Source organism: Anaerolentibacter hominis (assembly GCF_032380675.1).
Lineage (GTDB): Bacteria > Bacillota > Clostridia > Lachnospirales > Lachnospiraceae > Anaerolentibacter > Anaerolentibacter hominis.
This window is the reverse complement of sequence record NZ_JAWDIX010000001.1, coordinates 1,324,830-1,346,691: the sequence shown is the minus strand read 5'-3', so window position 1 is coordinate 1,346,691 and position 21,862 is coordinate 1,324,830. Positions and strand designations below refer to the sequence as shown.

General features: G+C 46.8%; 19 protein-coding genes. 4 read left to right on the top strand and 15 right to left on the bottom strand.

The window, feature by feature from the left end; translation table 11 throughout:
- Positions 1 to 206 precede the first annotated feature (206 nt).
- Positions 207 to 1,979 (top strand): adenine deaminase, encoded by a 1,773-nt coding sequence (gene ade, locus ABCW47_RS06215; protein ID WP_343208989.1) that lies wholly within the window; start codon positions 207 to 209, stop codon positions 1,977 to 1,979.
- A gap of 4 nt (positions 1,980 to 1,983) precedes the next feature.
- The gene (locus ABCW47_RS06210) at positions 1,984 to 2,337 is read left to right on the top strand and encodes a DUF2200 domain-containing protein (RefSeq protein ID WP_343208988.1); all 354 of its coding nucleotides are present in this window, start codon (positions 1,984 to 1,986) and stop codon (positions 2,335 to 2,337) included.
- Between the two features lie 277 nt (positions 2,338 to 2,614).
- On the opposite strand, the gene ABCW47_RS06205 is transcribed toward ABCW47_RS06210, so the two are convergent.
- Positions 2,615 to 3,283, bottom strand: coding sequence for a TraX family protein (locus ABCW47_RS06205; protein ID WP_343208987.1), 669 nt, complete (start codon positions 3,281 to 3,283; stop codon positions 2,615 to 2,617).
- Entirely contained in the window at positions 3,280 to 5,109 is a 1,830-nt protein-coding gene (locus ABCW47_RS06200; RefSeq protein WP_343208985.1) for an alpha-amylase family glycosyl hydrolase, read from the bottom strand. Before ABCW47_RS06200 ends, ABCW47_RS06205 begins: the two co-directional genes overlap by 4 nt.
- Positions 5,110 to 5,585: 476 nt before the next feature.
- On the opposite strand from ABCW47_RS06200, the gene ABCW47_RS06195 reads away from it, so the two are divergent.
- Complete coding sequence (locus tag ABCW47_RS06195; RefSeq protein ID WP_343208984.1) at positions 5,586 to 7,217, top strand: ABC-F family ATP-binding cassette domain-containing protein; 1,632 nt, start codon at positions 5,586 to 5,588, stop codon at positions 7,215 to 7,217.
- An 85-nt stretch (positions 7,218 to 7,302) separates the two neighbouring features.
- Here ABCW47_RS06195 and ABCW47_RS06190 read toward each other — a convergent pair whose 3' ends face one another.
- Positions 7,303 to 7,905, bottom strand: coding sequence for a zinc dependent phospholipase C family protein (locus ABCW47_RS06190; protein WP_343208983.1), 603 nt, complete (start codon positions 7,903 to 7,905; stop codon positions 7,303 to 7,305).
- Between the two features lie 356 nt (positions 7,906 to 8,261).
- Here ABCW47_RS06190 and ABCW47_RS06185 point away from each other — a divergent pair, with 356 nt between their 5' ends.
- Positions 8,262 to 9,542: an HlyC/CorC family transporter gene (locus ABCW47_RS06185; protein ID WP_343208982.1), complete on the top strand. Its 1,281-nt coding sequence runs from the start codon at positions 8,262 to 8,264 to the stop codon at positions 9,540 to 9,542.
- Positions 9,543 to 9,678: 136 nt separating this feature from the next.
- On the opposite strand, the gene ABCW47_RS06180 is transcribed toward ABCW47_RS06185, so the two are convergent.
- The 12 genes from ABCW47_RS06180 to pyrE form a co-directional block, all read right to left on the bottom strand.
- The gene (locus tag ABCW47_RS06180; RefSeq protein WP_343208981.1) at positions 9,679 to 10,695 is read right to left on the bottom strand and encodes a LacI family DNA-binding transcriptional regulator; all 1,017 of its coding nucleotides are present in this window, start codon (positions 10,693 to 10,695) and stop codon (positions 9,679 to 9,681) included.
- A 99-nt stretch (positions 10,696 to 10,794) separates the two neighbouring features.
- Complete coding sequence (locus ABCW47_RS06175) at positions 10,795 to 13,875, bottom strand: DUF5704 domain-containing protein (protein ID WP_343208980.1); 3,081 nt, start codon at positions 13,873 to 13,875, stop codon at positions 10,795 to 10,797.
- A complete protein-coding gene (locus tag ABCW47_RS06170; protein ID WP_343208979.1) occupies positions 13,872 to 14,720 on the bottom strand; it encodes a hypothetical protein in 849 nt (282 codons plus the stop codon). The genes ABCW47_RS06175 and ABCW47_RS06170 overlap by 4 nt, the downstream gene beginning before the upstream one ends.
- Positions 14,668 to 15,156, bottom strand: coding sequence for a hypothetical protein (locus ABCW47_RS06165; protein WP_343208978.1), 489 nt, complete (start codon positions 15,154 to 15,156; stop codon positions 14,668 to 14,670). The genes ABCW47_RS06170 and ABCW47_RS06165 overlap by 53 nt, the downstream gene beginning before the upstream one ends.
- 14 nt (positions 15,157 to 15,170) lie before the next feature.
- On the bottom strand, positions 15,171 to 15,326 hold the full coding sequence (locus ABCW47_RS06160; RefSeq protein WP_343208977.1) for a hypothetical protein: 156 nt from the start codon (positions 15,324 to 15,326) through the stop codon (positions 15,171 to 15,173).
- Positions 15,327 to 15,331: 5 nt separating this feature from the next.
- On the bottom strand, positions 15,332 to 15,784 hold the full coding sequence (locus ABCW47_RS06155; protein ID WP_343208976.1) for a hypothetical protein: 453 nt from the start codon (positions 15,782 to 15,784) through the stop codon (positions 15,332 to 15,334).
- Positions 15,785 to 15,800: 16 nt separating this feature from the next.
- Positions 15,801 to 17,480 carry a hypothetical protein gene (locus tag ABCW47_RS06150; protein ID WP_343208975.1) on the bottom strand — a complete coding sequence of 560 codons (1,680 nt, stop codon included), beginning with the start codon at positions 17,478 to 17,480 and terminating at the stop codon, positions 15,801 to 15,803.
- 77 nt (positions 17,481 to 17,557) lie between these two features.
- Positions 17,558 to 19,087: an ATPase, T2SS/T4P/T4SS family gene (locus ABCW47_RS06145; protein ID WP_343208974.1), complete on the bottom strand. Its 1,530-nt coding sequence runs from the start codon at positions 19,085 to 19,087 to the stop codon at positions 17,558 to 17,560.
- A gap of 95 nt (positions 19,088 to 19,182) precedes the next feature.
- A complete protein-coding gene (locus tag ABCW47_RS06140) occupies positions 19,183 to 19,995 on the bottom strand; it encodes a hypothetical protein (RefSeq protein WP_343208973.1) in 813 nt (270 codons plus the stop codon).
- 16 nt (positions 19,996 to 20,011) lie between these two features.
- On the bottom strand, positions 20,012 to 20,353 hold the full coding sequence (locus tag ABCW47_RS06135) for a hypothetical protein (protein ID WP_343208972.1): 342 nt from the start codon (positions 20,351 to 20,353) through the stop codon (positions 20,012 to 20,014).
- A gap of 591 nt (positions 20,354 to 20,944) precedes the next feature.
- On the bottom strand, positions 20,945 to 21,097 hold the full coding sequence (locus tag ABCW47_RS06130) for a hypothetical protein (protein ID WP_343208971.1): 153 nt from the start codon (positions 21,095 to 21,097) through the stop codon (positions 20,945 to 20,947).
- 82 nt (positions 21,098 to 21,179) lie between these two features.
- Entirely contained in the window at positions 21,180 to 21,857 is a 678-nt protein-coding gene (gene pyrE / locus ABCW47_RS06125) for an orotate phosphoribosyltransferase (protein ID WP_343208970.1), read from the bottom strand.
- Between the last annotated feature and the right edge of the window lie 5 nt (positions 21,858 to 21,862).

Below are 21,862 nucleotides of genomic sequence, written 5' to 3'. Positions count from 1 at the left end.
GTTTACTTCTCAGCTTAAATTTTTATGGTCCGATAGGATCAAACTCTCCGGGGGAATCTTTTCTGCAAGGTTATGCCCTCTTTTGCGGGAACAGACCTTGAAATTCCTCCTCCCCAAGAATAAAATAGAAACATACTGAGAAAATATTTTCTAAGCCGGTGCAAAGTACCGTTTTGACACCCCAAGCTAATAAGAAAGGAATCCATATGAAATTAAAACCAAGGAATCAAAAGAAATTGCTGCAGGCTGCCCTGGGCACTATCCCCAGTGACCTGGTCATTAAAAACGCCAGGGTAGTTAATGTTTTTACCGGCGAAATTCTGCCCGGAAATGTATTTCTATACGATGGGTTTATCTCACATGTTGAGTACGGTAACCTGGATGATTTAAACGCAGAAAAAGTCTATGACGCCAACGGACAGTTTATTATCCCCGGTCTTATTGACGCACACGTTCATATCGAAAGCTCCATGCTGACTCCCCGCCACTTTGCAGAAGCTGTAGTTCCGTGGGGGACGACTACCGTTATTACAGATCCTCACGAGATCGGCAATGTATGGGGAATCGACGGTGTCAAATACATGCATGACAGTGCGTCCGATGTTCCGATGCGTCAGCTGATCGATATTCCTTCCTGCGTACCTGCCGTGCCCACAATCGAAGTGGCCGGTGCTGATTTCCTCGCAGAGCAGATACGGGAACTGGTGAAACTGGACCGTGTCATCGGTCTGGCAGAGGTTATGGATTTCCTTGCTGTTATTTATGGTGAGGACCGTATGATGGAGATTCTGAAAGTTGCCGAGGACAACGGTCTCTATATTCAGGGACATGCCCCCTTCCTTTCCGGACGTATGCTCAGCGCGTATCTGTGCGGCGGCCCTAATACCTGTCATGAGTCCAGGCGGGGCGATGAGGCTGTGGAGAAGATGCGCCAGGGCATGTTCGTGGACATGAGGGAAAGCAGTATCTCCAAAAATGTAACCGAGATCTGGAATGGAGTTAAGAACTTTAAGTTTTTTGATACTCTCTGTATCTGCACAGATGACAGGGAATCCCATGAAATCCTGGAAAAAGGCCATATCAATGATGTACTAAAGATCGCCATGGAGCATGGCATGGACCCGATCCTGGCAATCAAGAGCGCCACAATCAATACCGCCAGAGAAATCAAGCTGGAACATCTGGGTGCTGTTGCTCCCGGCTATGCGGCCGATCTGGTTATCCTTCCCTCCATCACAGAGATGAAACCGTCCGCTGTTTTCTTTGAAGGCAAGCTTGTAGCAGAGAACGGTGTGCTGCTCTCTCCGATCGAGCCCAGGGTATTCCCAATTGAGGAGAAGAATTCCATGCATGTTGCCGTGGACCTTTCTCCGGAGTCATTCCGCATCAAAGCACCTGTCAGCGATGGCCGGGTAAAAACCAATGTTATGGTATTTGCCGATTATACGCTGAGTTCAACCGACGCAGTCTGCGAAGAACTGCCGGTTAAAGACGGTTATCTGGATATAAGCCACGATCCTGATTTAAAATATGTAGCCGTAATTAACCGCTACGGCCACAAACGGATGGCTCTCCATGTCGTCCGTCATTTTGGGACGGACCACGGCGCCCTGGCCTCCACTGTGTCCCATGACTCCCACAACCTGACCTGTGTCTATGATACCCCAGAGAACGCCTATCTGGCTGTTTCTGAGCTGATTCAGGCCGGAGGCGGGATGTGTGCGGTCGAGGACGGCAAAGTGCTTCACACGCTCCGTTTAAATGTAGGCGGCCTGATCTCTTCCAAGCCCGCTGCCGAGCTGGCAAAAGATGCCGCGCAGATGAAGGAGGCCAACCGCAGGCTGGGTCTTGTTCAGATGCCGAATCCGCTTCTTCGTATCGTTACGCTGGCACTTCCGGTTATTCCAAATGCCAAGATGTCGGATATCGGACTTGTGGATGTAAATACCAAAGAAATGATTCCTCTCTTTGCGGAATAGCGCTATGGAGAAACATCGTATTTTTTCCGCCAGTTTTTCAAGCGTATATCCTTACTATATCGCCAAAGCGCAAAAGAAAAACCGGAGCAAAGAAGAAGTGGATGAAATCATAGGCTGGCTGACCGGATACAGTCGGGAAGAACTGGAGCATCAACTGGAAATTGGAACGGATTTTGAAACGTTCTTTTCCCAGGCGCCGTCCCCAAACCCATCCAGGAATTTGATCACAGGTGTCATATGCGGTGTCCGTGTCGAGGATATAACAGATCCTGTCATGCGGGAAATCCGTTATCTGGATAAGTTGATCGACGAACTGGCAAAGGGGAAAGAAATGAAGAAAATACTGCGCGGCAGCTGACTGGCTGCATACCGTGCACAAAAAGGCCCCGCCCATGAGCATCATGGGCAGGGCCTTTCATCATGGAAATAGATAAGACTCCCACCTCAATAGGTGGTGAGTAAATAACAAATTCGTCTTGGTGGGAGCTCAGTCTCCTTCCAAGATAAAGCCTCCGGCGGATTGCAGAGCCGCACAGATGTATTATGTCATGCAAAGCATGACGTGCGGCTCGCAGCAAGTACGCCGAGGCGTACTTGAATACAAACGCCGGTCCGCAAAACGGACCGGCGTTTGTTTACATAAGAAATGTCCGTATCGCTACCAGGATCAGCAGGTGAGCCGGATAAAATACATAGAAGAAATATTTCATTCCGGGCCCTTTCTTTCCGTTGTACTTCAAAATCGGTATCATGGACAGCACCGCAACATACTCGATTCCTCCATAGAACACATCCGATCCCAGGAACAAAGCAATCAAAATAGTAAGCAGCGTTTTGTTATCCCGGAGCATATAGAAAAATACAATCACAAGCACGCCGGTAGCGCTGTAATCCGTGTGCAGCAGTTCAGCCAGCAGACAGCCGACAAGAATAAATCCGACACGGAACAGTTTGCTTTTTAAGCTGTCCGCACCAAGTTTTTTTACCGCCTCATCCATAAGCCAGATAACGGTCAGCCCCAGGAATAACGTAAAGAACACGTTCTGATAACCCAGATCAAACAGGCGGCCCCGGAATGCCAGATCAAAAGGCACTTCAGAGATCGCGGCAAAGATACCCAGCCTCAATAAATATTTCTTAACATTGGACGTATGGTAATAACCCTCCACCAACAGGAAACAGAAAATGGGGAAAGCAAGCCTTCCTATGTAGCGCAGCGCAATCACATCAGGAAATAAGATTGCACCGATATGGTCAAGCAGCATGCTCACAATCGCTATGAGCTTTAATGCAAATGAAGTCATCTAGTCTTTTCTCCTCTCCTTTTTACAAAAACCACAATAGACCTGGGCGGTACGGTAAAGGATTCCCCGTCCATTACGATATTCTCCGCTGCGGTCTGCAGCAATATTTCCCACTGCTTCCTATCATTTCCGGACTGACCGGAAAGATTGGGGAAATAAAACGTATGAGCCTCCCAGTGCATATTAAAGGCGAAATACAGGGAGTCGCCCCCTGAATAGGCTCCGCACAGCAAAATGCCTAACTGCCGGGAATAAGGGCCGTAATCCGGATACCAGGGCATGATGCCGTGAAATGACACGTCAGGACTGCCAACTCTTTTCGTATCCCGGCCATCCAGTGGTTTTTCCATATGAAGAATCATATTCTTTTTTCGAATAAAAATCAATTGTTTTACAAAGGAAAAGAGTTCGTCATTCCGTTTTACATCGTTCCAGTTCAGCCAGTTGACAGAATTATCCTGACAGTAGGGATTATTGTTCCCCCCGGCAGAATGTCCCATCTCGTCTCCTGCCTGGATCAGGGGAATTCCCTGACTGCACAGCAGAACCACCCAGGCATTCTTTATCATCTGCCGGCGAAGCTGCAGCACCTTTTTCTGACGGCTTGGCCCCTCCACACCGCAGTTCCAGCTGTAATTCCGCTCTCTCCCGTCTTTATTATTCTCGCCGTTTTCCTCATTGTGTTTTATATCGTACGTAAAGGCATCAGCCAGAGTAAAACCGTTGGTATTGGCCAGATAGTGCACCGCACCGATCTTCTCCGGATTGTGGCAGAACCACTTTGCCAGATTCCCGGTCCTCTCCTCATCCCCCCGCAGAAATGATCTGATCTGCTCCAGATAGGCGTCGTTGTATTCGGCCAGATGCTTGCCGTCAGCCATGCCTGCCGTATCCTGTATGGTCTCCTCGCTCCAGCCGTCTGTAAACAGGATCACCTGAGACAGCAGCGGATCTGTCGCAATGACCTGGAGAGGAACCACATTGGAATTCACACGGAAACCATCCACCCCATAATACAGCCTCCAGTGCCGCAGGCAATCCAGTATCCTTCCTCCCGGCGTCCCGGGTGAAAAATAAAATTCCATAATCACCGCAATATTCTGCTCATGAAGCCGTTCCACAAGCTCTTTGAATTCCGTGATGGCGTTTTCCGACCAGGAGAAACTGTTTTTAGGAGCAAAATAGGAAGCCTTCTGCGTATAGCCCCAGTAATTGATCTTTTTATATACCTCAGGCAGGTTTTTCCTGTCTCTGTTAACATTCCCCTCGACGGAAGCTGGAAACAAAGGCTGGTCAAATTCATGAAAGTCATAACAGGGCATCAGTTCCACCGCATTAATGCCAAGTTCTTTCAGATAGGGAATCTTCTCTTCTACCCCGGCAAATGTTCCCTTTGCCTTCACACCGGAGGTCTGATGTTTTGTAAATCCCCGCACATGAATGCGGTACAGGATCATATCATGAAGAACAATTTTAACCGGTGACGTAACCGGCATAAGGCGCTCAAAATGACAGCGGCATGGTTCATCTTCTCCCCACTGCCTCCGTCCGGCAATTCCAACCGCATAGGGGTCTGTAAAGGCGGAACCTCCGGTTTGATACTCATAATCAAAGGACTGTTCCTCCCAGTCGGTAAATATGACAGAAAAAATCCCATTGCTTTTATAGTGTTCTGTCAGCGTCACACGCTGGAGCAGTTCGTCGGTGCCGGTACGGTACAAAATCAAATCGCACTGCTCTGCCTTCGGAAGGAAAACAGAAAACTGTATTTCATGTTCCATACAAAGCACGCCCAGCGGCGAGCCTGTCCCTTTTCTTCTATTCATACAACACAATTCCTTTCTCTTTCCGATTTTCACGTCATGCTAATTTTACTAAAGCTCCGTCTATGCAAGCCATGCAACCTCGCTATCCTTCGGATACTCGGTTTCGGGCTGCGCACCTTTTCATTTCCTCTCAAGCCATGCACCTCGCTATCCTTCGGATGCTCGGTTCGGGCTGCGCCCTATAAGACCAGGAGCCGGAAGAATCCCTTATGCAAGCATAGGATTCTTCCGGCTCCTGGTCTTGCATGGCTTGGCTTTCGAACATTATACCATATTTACCTCGTTTCTGTCTGCTGAGGATTGAAAAACCCTTGCAAATTACGGTAAATACGGTACAATAGAAAAAGTGTGGTGTTTTATACTCCTGGATGAGTTGTACATTCGGGTTTGGTAAAATACTTTTTCTTGATGCCTGCAGTCCGCCCGGCATCACCAAATATCAAATGTTAGGATTTGAACGATTTTAGGAGGATTTTATGATTCAGGCATGTAATGTCACTCTGCGTATCGGAAAACGCGCGTTATTTGAAGATGTTAATATTAAATTTACCGAGGGAAATTGTTATGGTCTGATTGGTGCGAACGGCGCCGGGAAATCAACCTTTTTAAAAATTCTGAATGGTCAGTTGGAACCCACAAAGGGTGAAATAGCCATCACACCCGGGGAGCGTCTTTCTTTCCTGCAGCAGGACCATTTTAAATATGATCAATATCCGGTTCTGGACACTGTCATCATGGGCAATCAGAAGCTTTATGATATTATGAAGGAAAAAGATGCTATTTATATGAAAGAAGATTTCACCGATGAGGACGGAATCCGCGCCAGCGAACTGGAAGCCGATTTTGCCGCCATGAACGGCTGGGAGGCGGAATCAGATGCTGCAACGTTGCTGAATGGTCTGGGAATTGAGACAGATCTTCACTCTAAAATGATGAAGGATTTAGGCGGCAGTGAAAAAGTGAAAGTCCTGCTTGCCCAGGCGCTGTTTGGCAATCCTGATATTCTGCTTCTGGATGAGCCGACCAACCATCTGGATATGGAGGCAATCGGCTGGCTGGAAGAATTCTTAATTAACTTTAACAATACTGTTATCGTGGTATCCCATGACCGTTATTTCCTGAATAAGGTCTGTACTCATATTGCAGATATTGATTATGCGAAGATTCAGCTCTATGCAGGCAACTATGATTTCTGGTATGAGTCAAGCCAGCTGATGATCAAGCAGATCAAGGAAGCAAACAAGAAAAAAGAAGATAAAATTAAGGAGCTGCAGGAATTTATACAAAGATTCTCCGCAAATGCTTCGAAGTCAAAGCAGGCAACTTCCCGTAAGCGTGCTCTGGAAAAAATCGAGCTGGACGAATTAAAGCCCTCCAGCCGTAAATATCCTTATATCGACTTTCGTCCGGAGCGTTCCATCGGCAATGAAGTGCTGACTGTCACCAACCTCTCCAAGACGATTGATGGGGTTAAGGTACTGGACAATATTTCCTTTATCATCGGGCATGATGATAAAGTTGCCTTTGTCGGTCCCAACACTCTGGCTGCCACTACCCTGTTTCAGATTCTGTCCGGCGAGATGGAGCCGGATGAAGGTAATTATAAATGGGGTGTTACCACAAGTCAGTCTTATTTCCCGAAAGACAATACGAAAGATTTTGACTGTGACGATACCATTGTGGACTGGCTGATGCAGTTTTCAACAGAAAAGGATGTCACCTATGTCAGACAATTTATGGGACGTATGCTCTTCTCCGGCGAAGAGGGCCTGAAAAAGGTCCGGATTTTATCCGGTGGTGAAAAAGTCCGGGTTATGCTCTCTAAAATGATGCTTCTGGGTTCCAATGTACTGATGCTGGATGAACCTACCAACCATTTGGATATGGAAGCGATTACGGCTCTGAATAATGGTCTGATCAAATTCCCCGGTGTTGTGCTTTTCACCTCCCAGGATCATCAGTTCGTTCAGACAATAGCAAACCGTATTATGGAAATTACGCCAAACGGCCTGATTGATAAGATAACGACCTACGATGAATATCTGGAAAGCGATGAACTTGCCAGAAAGCGTATGGTTATGAATATCAGCAAAGAAGAGGATGACTAAGAACAAAGTTTGGAGAACTTTCCTATGTTATAAAAAAAACAGCTTCGGCACTCTGCCGAAGCTGTTTCTGACTTTTACTTACTATTTATGCCTCATACGCTGCTACCAGCAGCCCGGTAGCGCTGACCTGACGGCCCTGAAAGAACTTCATGATGGCATCCACCACCCTGTATACTACTCTCACGATAAACTGACAGTCATCCTTTACCTTTTCAATCACATCCAGATAATTCTGATGTTCCCGCTTGATAAACGTAATCAGTTCATCGATTGAATTGATCTTTCTCTCTTCTGAGCGAATCTGCCTTGCCTCATCACTTTTAACATATTCTTTGAACGTCTTTTTTAATCGGGTCTCGTATTTGAAGTGTTCTTTAAAACCGCCCTGAAATAAATTATTGTGAGTATAGGTAAAATAATCTGCCAGATAATGCGTTATTACTCCCAGATTCTTACAGTAGACTGTGCCAATTCCTTTGTCCACATTATAACCGTCTGTCACCTTATGAATCTTCTTCTGCAAAACATCAAATGTCTCATCCATCCGATGCTTCTTTACTAAAAAAGAAGGAGTGCAGTCGGGTAAAATGCTGCCAAAATAAAAGGCCTTCTTGTGATCCTCTATATCGCTGACCTCCATATTATTAACAATATATTTGGCCAGTGAAATATGTGAGCCCTTAAACATCTACTACTTCCTTTCTCCTCTGACGGGGTCGATATTGAAATGGAAAACCCTATTTTCTTCCACTCAAACAGGAAAAAATCATTCAGAAATCCCCTCCCGTTTCTACTCCCAACATGTTTTATACTATACAATCGGATTCAGGATTGCAAGCTTTTTCAGATTTTTTTAAGTAATTTAATAATTCTGTAATCTATTCTTACCCCGCTTTCTTGACAGTCAGGCAAATTCTAGTGTAGAATGAGGCGTACTTATATATCTTGACAGGCAGTGGAACAAAATGTCCGCCCCGCCGGTTCCGGCGTCCCAGGGCAGTTTTTCTGTACTGTATACTTAACAATTTAGGAAGGTGATTTTTTTTGGACCCTAGTGACGTCTCGCAATGGATCATTCTGTTTTTATTACTCTTGTTGTCTGCTTTTTTCTCTTCTGCAGAAACTGCGCTTACCACAGTAAATAAGCTGCGTATGCGTATGTTGGAGGAAGATAAGGTAAAAGGCGCCTCAATTGTAAATAAACTGCTGGAAAACCAGTCAAAAATGCTCAGTGCTATCCTGATCGGCAATAATATTGTGAATCTGACCGCTTCCTCACTGACCACCTCGCTGGTCATACGGGTATTCGGCAATTATGCGGTGGGGATTGCAACCGGCATCCTTACCTTTATGGTACTGGTATTCGGTGAAATTATGCCCAAGTCCATTGCAACCGCCAATGCAGAGGCCCTATCTTTAAAATATGCCCGGGTTATCTATCTGCTCACCATTTTGCTCACACCGGTTATTTTCATTGTAAATATATTTTCACAGATGTTCTTAAAGCTGTTTAAAATCAATATGGATAACCGTGGTGCGGCCATTACGGAGAATGAACTGCGAACTATTGTGGATGTGAGCCATGAAGAGGGTGTCATAGAAAGTGAAGAACGGCGGATGATCACGAATGTGGTGGATTTCGGAGATTCCTATGCCAAAGATGTTATGATTCCGCGGATCGATATGGAATGTGTGGATGCGGATTGTTCCTATAAAGAAATCATGGAGGCCTTCCGCCAAAGTAAATTTACACGGCTTCCGGTTTACCGGGAATCCAGAGATAACATTGTCGGTATCCTGAATTTAAAAGATTTGTTCTTTTTTCAGGGGGATCAGGAAAGCTTTTCCATCGAGGATCTGATGCGTGCCCCCCTCTATACCTATGAATTCAAAAAAACTTCGGAGCTTCTGATTGAAATGCGCCGGGAATCCAGTCTTTCCATGGCAATTGTTCTGGATGAATATGGGGCCACTGCTGGCTTGATTACATTAGAAGATCTGCTGGAAGAAATCGTTGGAGAAATCCGGGATGAATATGATGAAGATGAAGAGGATATCATTTTAAAGCTGTCGGATACAGAGTACTTAGTGGACGGCGGAGCGAAGCTTGATGAAATTAATGAAACAATCGGGCTGAACCTGCAGTCAGATGATTACGATTCCATAGCAGGGCATATCATTCATCTGCTGGACTATCTTCCGGTCCAGGGTGAAAAGGTAACGGATAAAAACATTACTTTTACAGTAGAAAATGTAGAAAAAAACCGGATTGACAAAATCCGGATTCATATCGACGGTCCTCTTCCGGAAGAAGAGGATGAATAACAAACTACATTGCGTGCGTTGCGCGAATGTCTTATTGTAACATACGCCGTGTGCTGCGCGTACCGTCTTATTGTAACAAAGCCGGCCGGAATGAATCTCATTTCCGGCCGGCTTTTTCAAATAATCTTACCTGTCCCTAAGACAGAGCAGGCCCCACACTCCGTCTCTCGATTAACCTGGGCTTCAAAATAAGCTGCTCCGGACGGTCCTTCCACACCCCCACATCCTCGCACATACAGGCTGCAAGCATGCGAAGGCTTTCATGGCCCACTTCATACTTTGGCTGATGAATAGTCGTAAGAGACGGCGTACAAAGATTGCATACGTCCACATTATCATACCCCATCACCGAGATATCCTCCGGAATCCTGAGTCCCGAATCCTGAATTGCTTTCATGCAGCCGATTGCCATAACGTCATTGGACGCCAATATGGCCGTTGGGGGTTCCGGCATTCGGATCATTTCCTTCGCTGCCGTATACCCGCTGCTCCAGGTATAATCACCGCGCTGAATCAGGCCATAAGACAGGGGCAGTTCTTTCTCATTCAGGAAATTTACATAGGCATTTGCCCGTATCTTGCTGCTGTAGGATTCCAGCATTCCCCGGATAAATCCGATTTTCCGGTGGCCCAGGGTATACAGATATTCCATACCCTCCTTTATCCCAGCCGCATCATCCACATTGACTACATGATAGTTAGATTTCCGGATTTCTCCGGAATCCACCAGCACAAAACGGGTATGTATTGACATTCGCTCCAATAATTCTTCGCTCACCTGCGGTTTTACCAGAATAATACCGTCTACACTTTTTCCAACCAGCGCTTCCAGGTAATCTTCTTCCTTTTTGCTGTCTCTGTCATCGTTGCACAAGAACACAGTAAATCCCGCCTCCCGCGCCGCATCTTCCACTCCCCTGGCCAATTCCGGATAATAAGGGTTTTGAATATCCGGTATGACCAGTCCCAGATTTCTGGAAGAATTCGTTCTCAGCGTCCTTGCAGCCATATTGGACCGAAATCCCAGCTTTCTCACTGCCTCCCAGACTTTTTCCCTGTTTTTCTCCTGTACAGACGCATGTCCGTTCAGTACATTTGATACCGTTCCCAGGGAGACTCCTGCCTCTCTGGCGACATCCTTCATCGTTGCCATCTTCTCACATCTTTCTATTTCTGTTATCTCGTTTCCCATTGAAACGTTTCAAAAATAGTTTACCATTCGTTCATCCGTTCTGCAATACGAATCGGCATATCAATGACTGCCAAAATTTTCATAATCGGTCATAACTCCATCCCGAAGGGTAAAAACGGCAACATCTCCGTAAGGCAGGTATTCGTTCTGCTGCTCCTGCGCCCATTGATTGCAGTATCCCTCCGTTGCATTCTCTGCATTGATATAGCTCAAAACCGGTTTTTTCTCTCTGACCGTAATAATATCAAAGCTCAGCACCAGCCGTCCGTCTTTCAGCCAGAAGCGTTCACTGAAATCAATTCCATACTCTTTTCCAGTCTGTTCGACCGGGGCATCTTTCTCTGCCACATAGATCTGTCCCGGCAGTGTATAGGAAAAATACCATTCCTGCTTTGAGCATCCGGCCAGTTCCATTTTTTCCGCCGGTATAGGGAAAACAGCCTCATAGTGCATGCTGCCGGTCAGTGTCTGCATGCCTTCTGGTATATCGATATACGCATAGGTAAAGACCGGATACAAGGATTCTTTTAGAGCGCTGACCTCCTTATTCTTCAGTCTTCCCGTTACATCCAGTTCTCTGCTATCTACCGCCAGATAGGGGTCCCCCAATTTCATCCGCTTCTGATTTTCACTGTCCGCTCTGCTTCCTACTTTGACCAGTTTTCTGGATTTTCCCTGAATGGTTTCATTATAGTAAATATCTACCGGTCTTCGCCCGTTACCATCTGCATCTGTATAATAAAAAGCGGGACGTATCACCACATGGCAGGCTTCATCATCCATCTCACCTACTGTGGTCAGCCTCATTCTGAGAAAATAGCCCGGCTTGAGAGGAACATCTGTTTTCAGGAGAGGATGGCTTTTCTCATTCAGTGGCATATCTGCGACGGAAAAAGAAAAACCGCTCTTGTGCAGAGAGTTCATTCTGCGGAATACTGCACGCCATCTGGGATAATCGGCTATATCATAGATCCGAAAGGAATAAAGTCTTCCTGATACCTGTACATTGACAGTATCCACCGCTGTATAATTTTCATAATCTCCATTATACAAATACTCGGTCCGGTCTGTCCGGCCGGATGCATTGACCGCAACAGAACGAAATTCCACTTTATAATTCCCCTCTTCCACCCAGATCGGCAGATAAAATTCTGTTTCATCTCCGATATCAATCCAGGTATCCGGCGGATAATATTGTTTATCACGGTAGACATCAAAGGGAAATCTCACCTGGCGTTTTGCAGTATATTTACCATAGTCCCGGAAGTAATAGCCCCTGGCCGCTTTATGATTACCCTGGGTCAGCAGAACAACCTGAAAGGTCCGGTCCAGCACCAGCGCCGCTCTTTCCTGCTCCGGCTCAAGTAACTGACAGAATCTCCGGCAGTCTTCCACCGCCCCGTCGCATACAACAGGTGTATGTACAAGCACAGGGTTCACCAGATTGACCGGATAGAAAACATTCTTTACAGGCAATCCCGTCTCTGCCTGATACATGCACCGATAGGAAACCGAGCTATTTGAGTCCTTCCAGCCGTTCGATACCGACGCCGGAATCACAAAGCCCGGTTGAAACAGTATATCTCTTTGGCAGTTAATCCCTTCCGCCGGCAGATATGACGGCGCCTTCGTCTCTTTTTCCTGCCAGCCGTCGGCCATAATTGTCATACTGTTGAAGATAACCGGATCGTTTCTTACATTAATCTGTCCGGTCCTCCGGTCTGCCTCCCAGATAAAATCCTCCTCCGGTATCGCCGGGCAGACGCCATCCCCGGAGATAGTCCGGTCGGGCAGCAGGATTTCTTTCTGATAATCCGAATCCATTATGTGCCAGGGTTCGGTTTCTCTTCTGGTATAGACAGAAGGGATCTGTTGATTTGCAGCAGACAGCTGTGCAGACCCCCCTGGCAGAGACTGGTTAAATACGGTCAGCTTGTCCGGAATATATACATTTAATTTTTCCAGTGTCCAGAATGCATAGGTACGGCTCACCGTTACAGTTTTTTCTCTGCTGGTCCACTGTTCGCGGGGAAGAATCTGCATATCCCCCTCTGTCCCCGTCACTTCATACCAGATGAGATGATAATTCCGTTTTACTTTTATCGTGTAGTTTCTCTTACCAGTTATCTTTCGGAAGCGGTATTCTGCCAGATATTCAGGGACAAAGCCATTAATATATAAGGAATCCGTGACGGGAATACCGCTTGAGACAAGAAAGTGTTCGTTGTCCCTAACGTCCGCCTCGATGACAACCTGGGCATCGGCCAGTTCTTCGGGCAGGTCTGTTTCTTTTACATCTGTCTGAGGAGTATCCTCTTCCCCCTTCCCCTCTCTGTCCATCACGGCCACAAATTTGATACCGCCGATCTTCATCACCCCGTTGCGCGCCGCAATCTGAGCCGTACTGTATCCTGCCGAACGTTTATAGTTCTCCTGCTTCTTCTCCGGTTCATACAGATGTACAAGATAGCTTTGTATCAAGGAGTAGTTTTCTCCTTCATACTCCAATTCTTCCTTAAGATTGACAGTAATGCGGGCTCCTGCCTTTTTCTTATCCAGTTTTTCTTCCTTCAAACGTGTTCCGTCACGGAGACGGTATTCCACCAATGCCGGATAAGTGCCCGACTGAAACTTAATCTTAACGTCAAAATGATCCAGAAAATCATCCGGATTCCTCCAGGGGGCAGCAGCCTTGATTGATTTTAATGTGTGATAATAAACCCGGTCCGGAATCCCCTTCCTGGTTACCTGAAAGATACCGTTCAGATACAGAGTGTCAGAATCCTTTATTCCCGCCATATTCCCCTGTATTAACGCTTCATCTACCACCTTCCTTGGAATTGTAAAGGTAACCTTATATTTTCCGTTGCCCATGTCTTCTTTTACCCGATATTCTTCTTTTAGATACAGTGTGGCATAGGCATTGTCTGTCAATGGATTGCCATGCGTGGCGTCTCTTCTGATATGAAACCCCACAATTCCCCATTTCGTGGATGAGGTTGCGATCGTGTCCTCTGTTACAAATACAATTGAACCCTGCTCAAAATGTGCGCTGTTTTTCGCACAGCACATCCGCGGCGGCAGAACAAGCCAGATACCTGCCGCAAGCAGAAACAGAAAAATCCGTTGTCTCTTTGTCACATCTGCACCTCCCTCCGTTTCACAAGCCTTGCTCCTCCCACAGCCATTCTTGGCATCATCTTTCTCCCCGGCACAGCAAACGGATATTGCTGATAGAGCGCAAGGACAGAAATGTCATCGATCGTATTGTACCAATCCTCCCCGTCAATAACCGGCAGCGAAAACTCATACGTCCATCCGTATTTCCTTCCAATCGTGTCCGCGCGAAGGAGTGCCGCCTCGATTTCCTGTTTCAGCAGATTGCAGATACAGATGCGCCTAGCCTGATCAAATACCTCCGGTTTAAGCAGCGGTATAGAGAAGAAGAGATACAGATCGTGATAGTCCCCCTCCCCCAGCAGTTCCCCCTCGCTGCCGTATATCCTGATATCGTCCGTGAGAGTATAGTAAATGGTCATATCCTCCAACCGGCTGCTGTATAAGATTTTATCGGAAAAGCTCCGGTTCCATCCACCCTCTGATTCCTGCCATTCATAAAAGCTGAAACCGTCTCTCTCCACAAATATAAGCAGAGGGACATAATAATTGAGTGTATTCTGGTCTTCCTCATAGATCTGTCCGGGCAACAGGCGCGCCAGACTCTCAAAAAACTGTGCCGCAGCGATATCCCGGTTCACCTCGGCCAGACGGCCGTCATCCCATTCCGCCAGGCTGTAAAGAGCATCCTCCGCAGCCTGATCTATAGCGAGATTATAGGCCAACTGGTATTCTCTTGCCTTTTCTGTGCGCATGACGGCGGCATCTGTCTGTATAGCGCCGCAGCACAGCAAAAGTGCGGATATTATTCCAAACTCAGCCAGTCTCATTTCTGATCGTTCCTCCATAGCGCACAGAAGTTTCTCCATAATAATCGGTTCCCAGAAACGTATTGCGCAGCTTCATTCCCAGACTTGGCGTACGGTTGCGGATATGTATCTGGATGTAATCCCCGGCCTGAAAAAAACAGGCTTCCTCCTGGTAGAGCTGCTCAATCAGTTCTGTCTGATCTACGATCCGGTATTTCTTAACCGGCTCTTCCCCATCCCATAGGACATAGGGTTCATAGCAGGTCAGCAAAATATCGAAGTGCATACCGGTAAAATATAGTTCGTTCAAAAAAGTCTCATACATATCTCTGGTTACTTTTCCTGTGTTTCTGATACTGTCCACAAAGTAAGTTGTACTTCCTGTCAGATATGTCTGGCAGAGCATATCCTGCTTCTGCGCCATATAATACAGCGGACAGAGAAAGATCAGCACCACGGTAACCATAATCTCCGCTACTCTTCCAAATGCTTCCATTCTCAACCTCCCATTCAGCGGATCTGATATAGATGGTTCTCATAAATAGATTGACTGACGAAATCTGCCGTCTGCCTGACCTCGTTTTCCACTCTGACCGCCAGAAATATACCCGTAAGAAACAAAGTTACCGCAAAAGCCAGATACAGTAATTCTTTTCCATGTTCCATGTTCTCTAGCTTGTCTGCTGGAAAAACAGGCCGATAATCGTGTCGTTTTTATCCCGCAGCACCTCTCCCAAAAATCTGGCGTTGGGATTGATATAATGTTCATTTGCCACCGCCTGGGCATCTTTCACGGATGCGCTGCTTTTTCCGGAGATCGTCTGATTATCCTGCCCAAGGGTACGGATGTAGTGCACCGTACTTTTGTGGGTAGTTACCTTCACACCGATCTCCTCATTTTTAAACTTATTGATTGCGTTCACTACCTCACTCCCGGACACCGTCATACCGTCATAGATGAGCTTATCGCTTTCGTTGAATTCAGCATTTAATTTGCTGATCTGCCCGGTCCCTGAGGACGCCGTATCCCGCGCCTCCCTGGCAATAAAAAACCCCAGGCTGATCACGATACAGGTAATGATTGTTCCGGCTGCAAGGAGCAGCCCCTTCAAACTATTCTCCAATATGTAGTTCCTCCTTTCAAAAAAATCCTTTCAGCTGTGTAAGTCCCTCCAGAACAAAAGGTATGATTAAATAAACTCCCAGGCTCCAAAGCAATGGCACATAACCCGCGAACCTGCCCAGTATGCCCTGATTGGACAGTCTGATCTTCCTTTTCTGACCGCGTGCGGACGCAAACTGTTTTTTCTTATATTCCAGGTCCGAAAAAGCCTTGGATATTCCGATTCTGTCGGCGGCCAGCAGACTCTGTACCAGATCTTTAAAATAGGGGTCTTTCTCTTCCGCCTCCAGCTGGAGCAGAGCTTGTTCCGGTCCCTGGTCATAGATATCCAGACACAATCCCAGACTTCGTGCATAGGTGCCTGCGTATTGTTCCATCTGCTCCAGAAGCCGGAAGATGTCCAAATCCTGTATCGGAATAAGATCCGCCATGATAAGCTGCAGCCGAAACAGGTCTTCCGCCTCTTTTTCCTGTTTCCGAAGTATACTCAGGCAAAGGGACACGACAGGCAGTAATCCCGCTATATATCCGGTCAGACCAATAAGAATAGGATAAAACCAGCGAAATCTGCAGTTTTTATACTGCTGTATTCTCGCCTTTACTTCTTTGATCAGCAGTTCAGTCTCAGAGGGTCTTACTCTGTCATTCAGTTCTGACCGCAGCTGTTCCTCCGGTAATTTCTCTTCGTTCTTCCATCTTTGTGCCGTCTCCCCGATCCAGGTTCTCTGTTCCTCTAGTTCTTTCTGGGAGGAAGTAAAGGCTGTGCCAGTAAAAGAGGATGTATTATGTATGGCGCTATTGCGCCCGGCTTGCACCATAAGCCCCAAAAAAAGTGTACCCAGCACACATCCCGCTGCAAAGGCAAGGAGCCTTCTTACAAGGAACTGATAAAGGGTCATATGACTATTTTCCTCATCCAGCCTTTGTTGAATCCATACGGCATAAGCCGGGAATCGTCTGCTGTAACAGTCTCCCCCTGCCCGGAACAGGTCCTGTCCTGCCATTCTTCTCTCCAATGGAGTCTCAGTTATCGGAACCAGAAATCGGTGCTCTCTTCCCATGACACGAATCAGTTCATAGGCGGCCCCGGAAAAAAGCATAAACAAGCCCACGGCAGCCACACCGTAACTGCCGTCATAATAACTCCCAAGCTCTGGCAGATTTGCTATGCCCCAAGCTTTGATAAAGGGCAGGCAAAAACCTGGAACTAAAATCATGGCCCGCAGGCCGGAAAAACGGTGATGAATTTCTTCCATAAAAAGCAGTCTTTCCTGAATCTCATTCTCCAGCTGAATCAGCTGCTCCTGGAATCCTCCGTTTGTTTCCGTACCAAATGAAATGGTTACTCTGCACAGTCCGAAGAGGGCTGTTAACTCCGGAACAATCGCTTTTCTAAAGTACTGTTCCGGTACATCTTTACTCCATAGATGCTCCAAAAGCAGGCGGATATGCGGACTGATCTCCCCTGGCAGTTCCTGAGCCGCATCCAGCAATATATCTTCAATCTGGCCGGGCTGATTGCAGCAATACCGCACCTTGATTATGTATTCCTTCAACTGTTTCAGAACACTCCGTTCTATATTTTTAAGCTGGTTTTCCATTAACATGTCACGGAGAAGGAACAGTTCGAATATCACAACAAGTTTCAGCATCAGATTCAGGCCCGGCCAGAACACCGCTGCTGTTCCCGCAGCCAAAATCACAATATCTCTTCTGCGGTCATTTTTCTCAATCTGATACCGGGTTATCTCATCTCCCGGACATAGCAGGCCGATTATCCGTTCCCTTTTTCCTTTAATGGACTGTGTAAAAATAGCGCCAATTCCTCCTCATCTAACATCGCCATAATCCTGGCGGCCTTTTTCTCTGAAATAGGATTACAGTAACGGTATTCTCCATTCTGAAACCGCATAATGTCCCTGCACAAAAACATAGGCCTTGTCAGATCCCCTTGTGCCTCCCCGGCGGTCAGTTCTGTAATACGCTCGATATAGCGGTGTCCTGATCGATCCTTTCTCAGGTGGATATCAAAATCCAGAACAGAAATAACCTGCTCTGTGGCAGCCCTCTCACTGGAAAATCCGCCTGCCTGAAGCAGGCTGTTGCGCAGGGAGAGAACCAGATCCTCCCCGGTCTTAGCATGATGTGTGAACAGCGTCATCTCGGAGGCTACCTGGGCCATCTGTACCATCCAGCTGCTTACCTGGGCCGTCGCCACCTCTCCCAGAATGTTCACTGTACCATCTGTCTTCTTCTGAAAATCCAGCCCTTCCTGTCCCCCAATAGAATTCGTTTCCTGAAATGATACGATATTCCTGCCGGGATACAGCCGTCTCAAATGAAGTTCAAAGGAGAGTTCCTGGACTCTCAGGTGCCATGATTCAGGCATATAGTGCACCAAAGCCGCCAAAAGAGTCGTCTTGCCTGTTCCCTGTGCTCCTGTAATAGCCAGTATGCCCTGTCCCCGTATGAGAAGATATAAGGTCTTCAGGACCCGTTCCGCTCCCTTATCTGTAATCAGCCTGCCTATATCTGCCTGCAGGGAAACATCGAACTTACGCACAAAGAAAACCCATCCATCTGAGAACGGCGGTCTTGCCACCGCAACTCTCGTTCCGTCCGGCCGCTCCCCTACCAGATATCCTTTATTCTCTGATAGCTGTCCCGCATGAAAGCGGCAGAGATTTCTGCAGACCCGGATCAGCTCCCAGTAACTTTCAAATCCCAGAAAGGACAGACGCACCGATTGTCCTCTCACCAGAATCCATACACATTCATGGGACCAGGGCAGCACGGTTTTATGAAGAATCTGTGCACGTTCTTCCGGTATTCCCGAAACACCTCCATTAATACCGTCAATATGCAGTTCCAGAAGCCGGTCTATTACCCCGAACCCTTTCCATTGCTCATAAATCCTCTGCACAATAATATCTAGTTTATCCCGGTAGGCAAGCCTGACCGGAACCTGCTCATAAAACAGAGAAACCTCCGCTTCACTAATTTCCCGGCAGTCACAGGCGGTGCTGTCATTGCATTTTGCTTTTTCCATCTCATCCAGAAGCTCCACAAGTGCCATCTCGCCAAACTGCCGCTGAAATTGGAATAACAGGATATCCCATTTGTCTCTTCCTGTCAGTCTTTCGGCATCCTCAAAGGGAAGAATTTCCTCCAGGCTCTTTTCATCCGATAAATGGAAACGGTGAATTAAAATATCCGCTATAAAATCTGTGATACGCGTCTTAGACGTTCCATCTGCATTCATACAGCGGCGCAGCGCATACCGCAGCTTCGCCTTCTGTTCCATACGCAGTTTTATCTCCTGTTCGTCCAGTCCGGCTTCCAGGACGTTCCGGTTTACAAACCTGCCGGCTTCCTCGTTTACTCCCTGAATTAATTCTGTTATATCCGTTGGCAGTCCCCTCCTTTCATCTTCTCCATCAGACGCAGCGTCCGCTTTACCTCATAGATAAAATAGTGATTTGGGTCATCTCTGCTGCAGCGGTAACCGGATGTAATAAAACGCAGAACGGTTCCGGAGAGAAGTGCATCCGAAAAATGAATATTATGTGGAATAATCCCGATTTGGTCTTTGGGAATAGAAAATTTTCTTGACAGATATGCTTTACTGTACCTGGATTCCCGGTCATAATCACCGATCAGATAGAATATTTTCCCCGTTTCTTCCGGGTGTTCCTTGAGAAATGCTTCCACTGCCTCAGGGTCCTGCGGCAGATTTACTACAATCCGGTCCGCCCTCTCCAGAATGAACTTTGTTGTCATACTGTTTTCTTCCGCCAGATCAAAGAATATATCTTCTCCCTGCTTTTCCAGATAGGGGAATAAGGAGTCCATTACCAGATTCAGATTATAATCAAATATGTCTTCGTTCGTCCTGGCCGCCGGAAGATAGCAGAGCTTCCCGCTGAGCATGCTCTGTGACACTTCTTCTATCGTTTTATCCGGTATATGACCTGTATGGAACGTTTTGATCAAATAATCAAGTCCGATCTGACTGTGATAATAATCCTGTTCCCGAATTGCACTTCTGTACCGGTAGCCCACCAGTGCGCTCTCCAGACTATGTCTGCCGCAGTGGTTTTCCATCACGATGCTTTTATGCTTTGTCAGAAGCACGTGCATGATACACAGTGCAGCCAGGTTGCTGGTTGTCCTGCCCCTCCCTCTGGCATTGCTCCAGAAAGCCGCGTTCAAGTTTACATCCCTCCCTTTAAGATTCGTTCCATATCTTTTTCAAGTTCCCTGCCGGCTGTCCCGTCATCCGCGCTGCGGCGGCGCAGAGCAGTCTGGCATATTCGCCGGACAGTCGTCTCAGGCAGACAGGGAAAAAGTGACTGAGCTCTATTCTCTTTCTGTAATCCTGTTCATCGAAATAAAGCCGCACCAGACGCATGTCCAGACCGTCAAAGTATTCATGTTTTAAAAATGCATTAGGAAATTTTGAAGAGCAGATATCCCGGATTAAAATGGTCCAGTGTAATTTGGACTGATCCAGGCTTTCCGCCAGATGTTCCAGATTCTGCCGTTCGCAGTCAGAAATGCCGAACAGCAATTCCGGTTCCAGGTTCCGTACCTGATCCGGATGTTCCAGATATAACAGAATGAAATCGCAGTGATCCTCCGATTCGATATGCCAGTTGTTCCGGCATAAAATCCCCTGATATTGTGACTCTGGCTCCTGAGAATCCAGGCAGCCGTACAGCTCCTGTTTCTCTGTCAGGTCCAGTATCAGAACGTTGTGTCCCGACTTTTGCAGAAGCAGAGCCAGGTACAGAATAAAATCATAAGCCGGTGCACCGAGAAATCCATAAAATTTCTCCCCGATGAAGGAAACCTCCCTTCTTCAATTATGATCACAGCGGGAAATTGAAGTTACGGCTGACGCCGCAGATACTTGCTTAGGTGGTTCATCACAAGCCAGAAATAACTTTTGCATACTTCTGCTGCAGGCCAGGAAGCTTTGCATACTTCGTATGCACGCTTTACGGCTGGCGCCGTATAAGCCCGAAAAGATGACGGCGGCTTGGTGAGCAAGCTCCCCATGCCTTCTTCATCTTTTCATTCTTACCTGGCTTGTAGCTATAAAAAACAAATCAGATATGATAGCAATATCATATCTGATTTCATTTCGTTTGTAAAGTGCTTAAAACAGTAAATCTGATTTTTTCTTTAACAGCATCGCTCCATTTACAATATTTAACACACCGGACGCCACACCCAGAACAATGGTTAAAATTCCAAGGATTATTGCCATACTGCCGACAGTATTCATTGTCTTATATACATTTTCTCCCATATCAGTCCTCCTTTTCGGCTTCTCAATCTCGGTTTTTCCATACGGAACCGATGCTGTCCCGGACGGCAGGATCAATTCATGATTATTGGATCACACCGTATTTCTCATAATACGCGTCGATGGCAGCTTTTAAATTGTCATCAATTATAATCTTACCACGATACTCACGGTTATACAAGTGTTCTACAACTTCCCCCATTGTTACTATCGCTGTCGTCGCCAGTCCATAGGTGTCCTCGATCTCCTGCAGGGCGCTCTTCGCTCCCTGGCCCCTCTCCATACGGTCAACGGAGACAACCAGTCCAAGCACGTCCACATCTCCCTGTGCCTTCAGAATCGGCATCGTCTCTCCGATGGACGTACCGGCTGTGGTTACATCTTCAATAATCACAACTTTGTCGCCGTCCAGAATCGGGCTGCCCAAAAGGATTCCTTTATCTCCGTGATCCTTTACCTCTTTCCTGTTAGAACAGTAGCGGATCTCTTTATCATAGTGCTCGCTGATTGCCATTGAGGCAGCCACGCTCAGCGGGATTCCCTTATAGGCAGGCCCGAAGAGCACGTCAAAATCAAAGCCAAATTTGTCCGCAATCGCCCTGGCATAGTATTCGCCCAGCCTGCGCAGCTGCGTTCCGGTACGGTAAAATCCGGTATTCACAAAAAAAGGTGTCTTTCTCCCGCTCTTTGTTGTAAAATCGCCAAATTTTAAGACCTGGCAGTCCACCATAAATTCAATAAACTCCTGCTTATATTGTTCCATCTTTT

Bases quoted from the DNA above. Each gene is read 5' to 3' on its own strand.
- ABCW47_RS06200 (WP_343208985.1), bottom strand. From the start codon at position 5,109: ATGAATAGAAGAAAAGGGACAGGCTCGCCGCTGGGCGTGCTTTGTATG.
- pyrE (WP_343208970.1), bottom strand. From the start codon at position 21,857: ATGGAACAATATAAGCAGGAGTTTATTGAATTTATGGTGGACTGCCAG.
- ABCW47_RS06180 (WP_343208981.1), bottom strand. From the start codon at position 10,695: ATGGCAACGATGAAGGATGTCGCCAGAGAGGCAGGAGTCTCCCTGGGA.
- ABCW47_RS06160 (WP_343208977.1), bottom strand. From the start codon at position 15,326: ATGGAACATGGAAAAGAATTACTGTATCTGGCTTTTGCGGTAACTTTG.
- ABCW47_RS06130 (WP_343208971.1), bottom strand. From the start codon at position 21,097: ATGGGAGAAAATGTATATAAGACAATGAATACTGTCGGCAGTATGGCA.
- ABCW47_RS06145 (WP_343208974.1), bottom strand. From the start codon at position 19,087: ATGGAACAGAAGGCGAAGCTGCGGTATGCGCTGCGCCGCTGTATGAAT.
- ABCW47_RS06195 (WP_343208984.1), top strand. From the start codon at position 5,586: ATGATTCAGGCATGTAATGTCACTCTGCGTATCGGAAAACGCGCGTTA.
- ABCW47_RS06170 (WP_343208979.1), bottom strand. From the start codon at position 14,720: ATGGAGAAACTTCTGTGCGCTATGGAGGAACGATCAGAAATGAGACTG.
- ABCW47_RS06210 (WP_343208988.1), top strand. From the start codon at position 1,984: ATGGAGAAACATCGTATTTTTTCCGCCAGTTTTTCAAGCGTATATCCT.
- ABCW47_RS06190 (WP_343208983.1), bottom strand. From the start codon at position 7,905: ATGTTTAAGGGCTCACATATTTCACTGGCCAAATATATTGTTAATAAT.
- ade (WP_343208989.1), top strand. From the start codon at position 207: ATGAAATTAAAACCAAGGAATCAAAAGAAATTGCTGCAGGCTGCCCTG.
- ABCW47_RS06165 (WP_343208978.1), bottom strand. From the start codon at position 15,156: ATGGAAGCATTTGGAAGAGTAGCGGAGATTATGGTTACCGTGGTGCTG.
- ABCW47_RS06205 (WP_343208987.1), bottom strand. From the start codon at position 3,283: ATGACTTCATTTGCATTAAAGCTCATAGCGATTGTGAGCATGCTGCTT.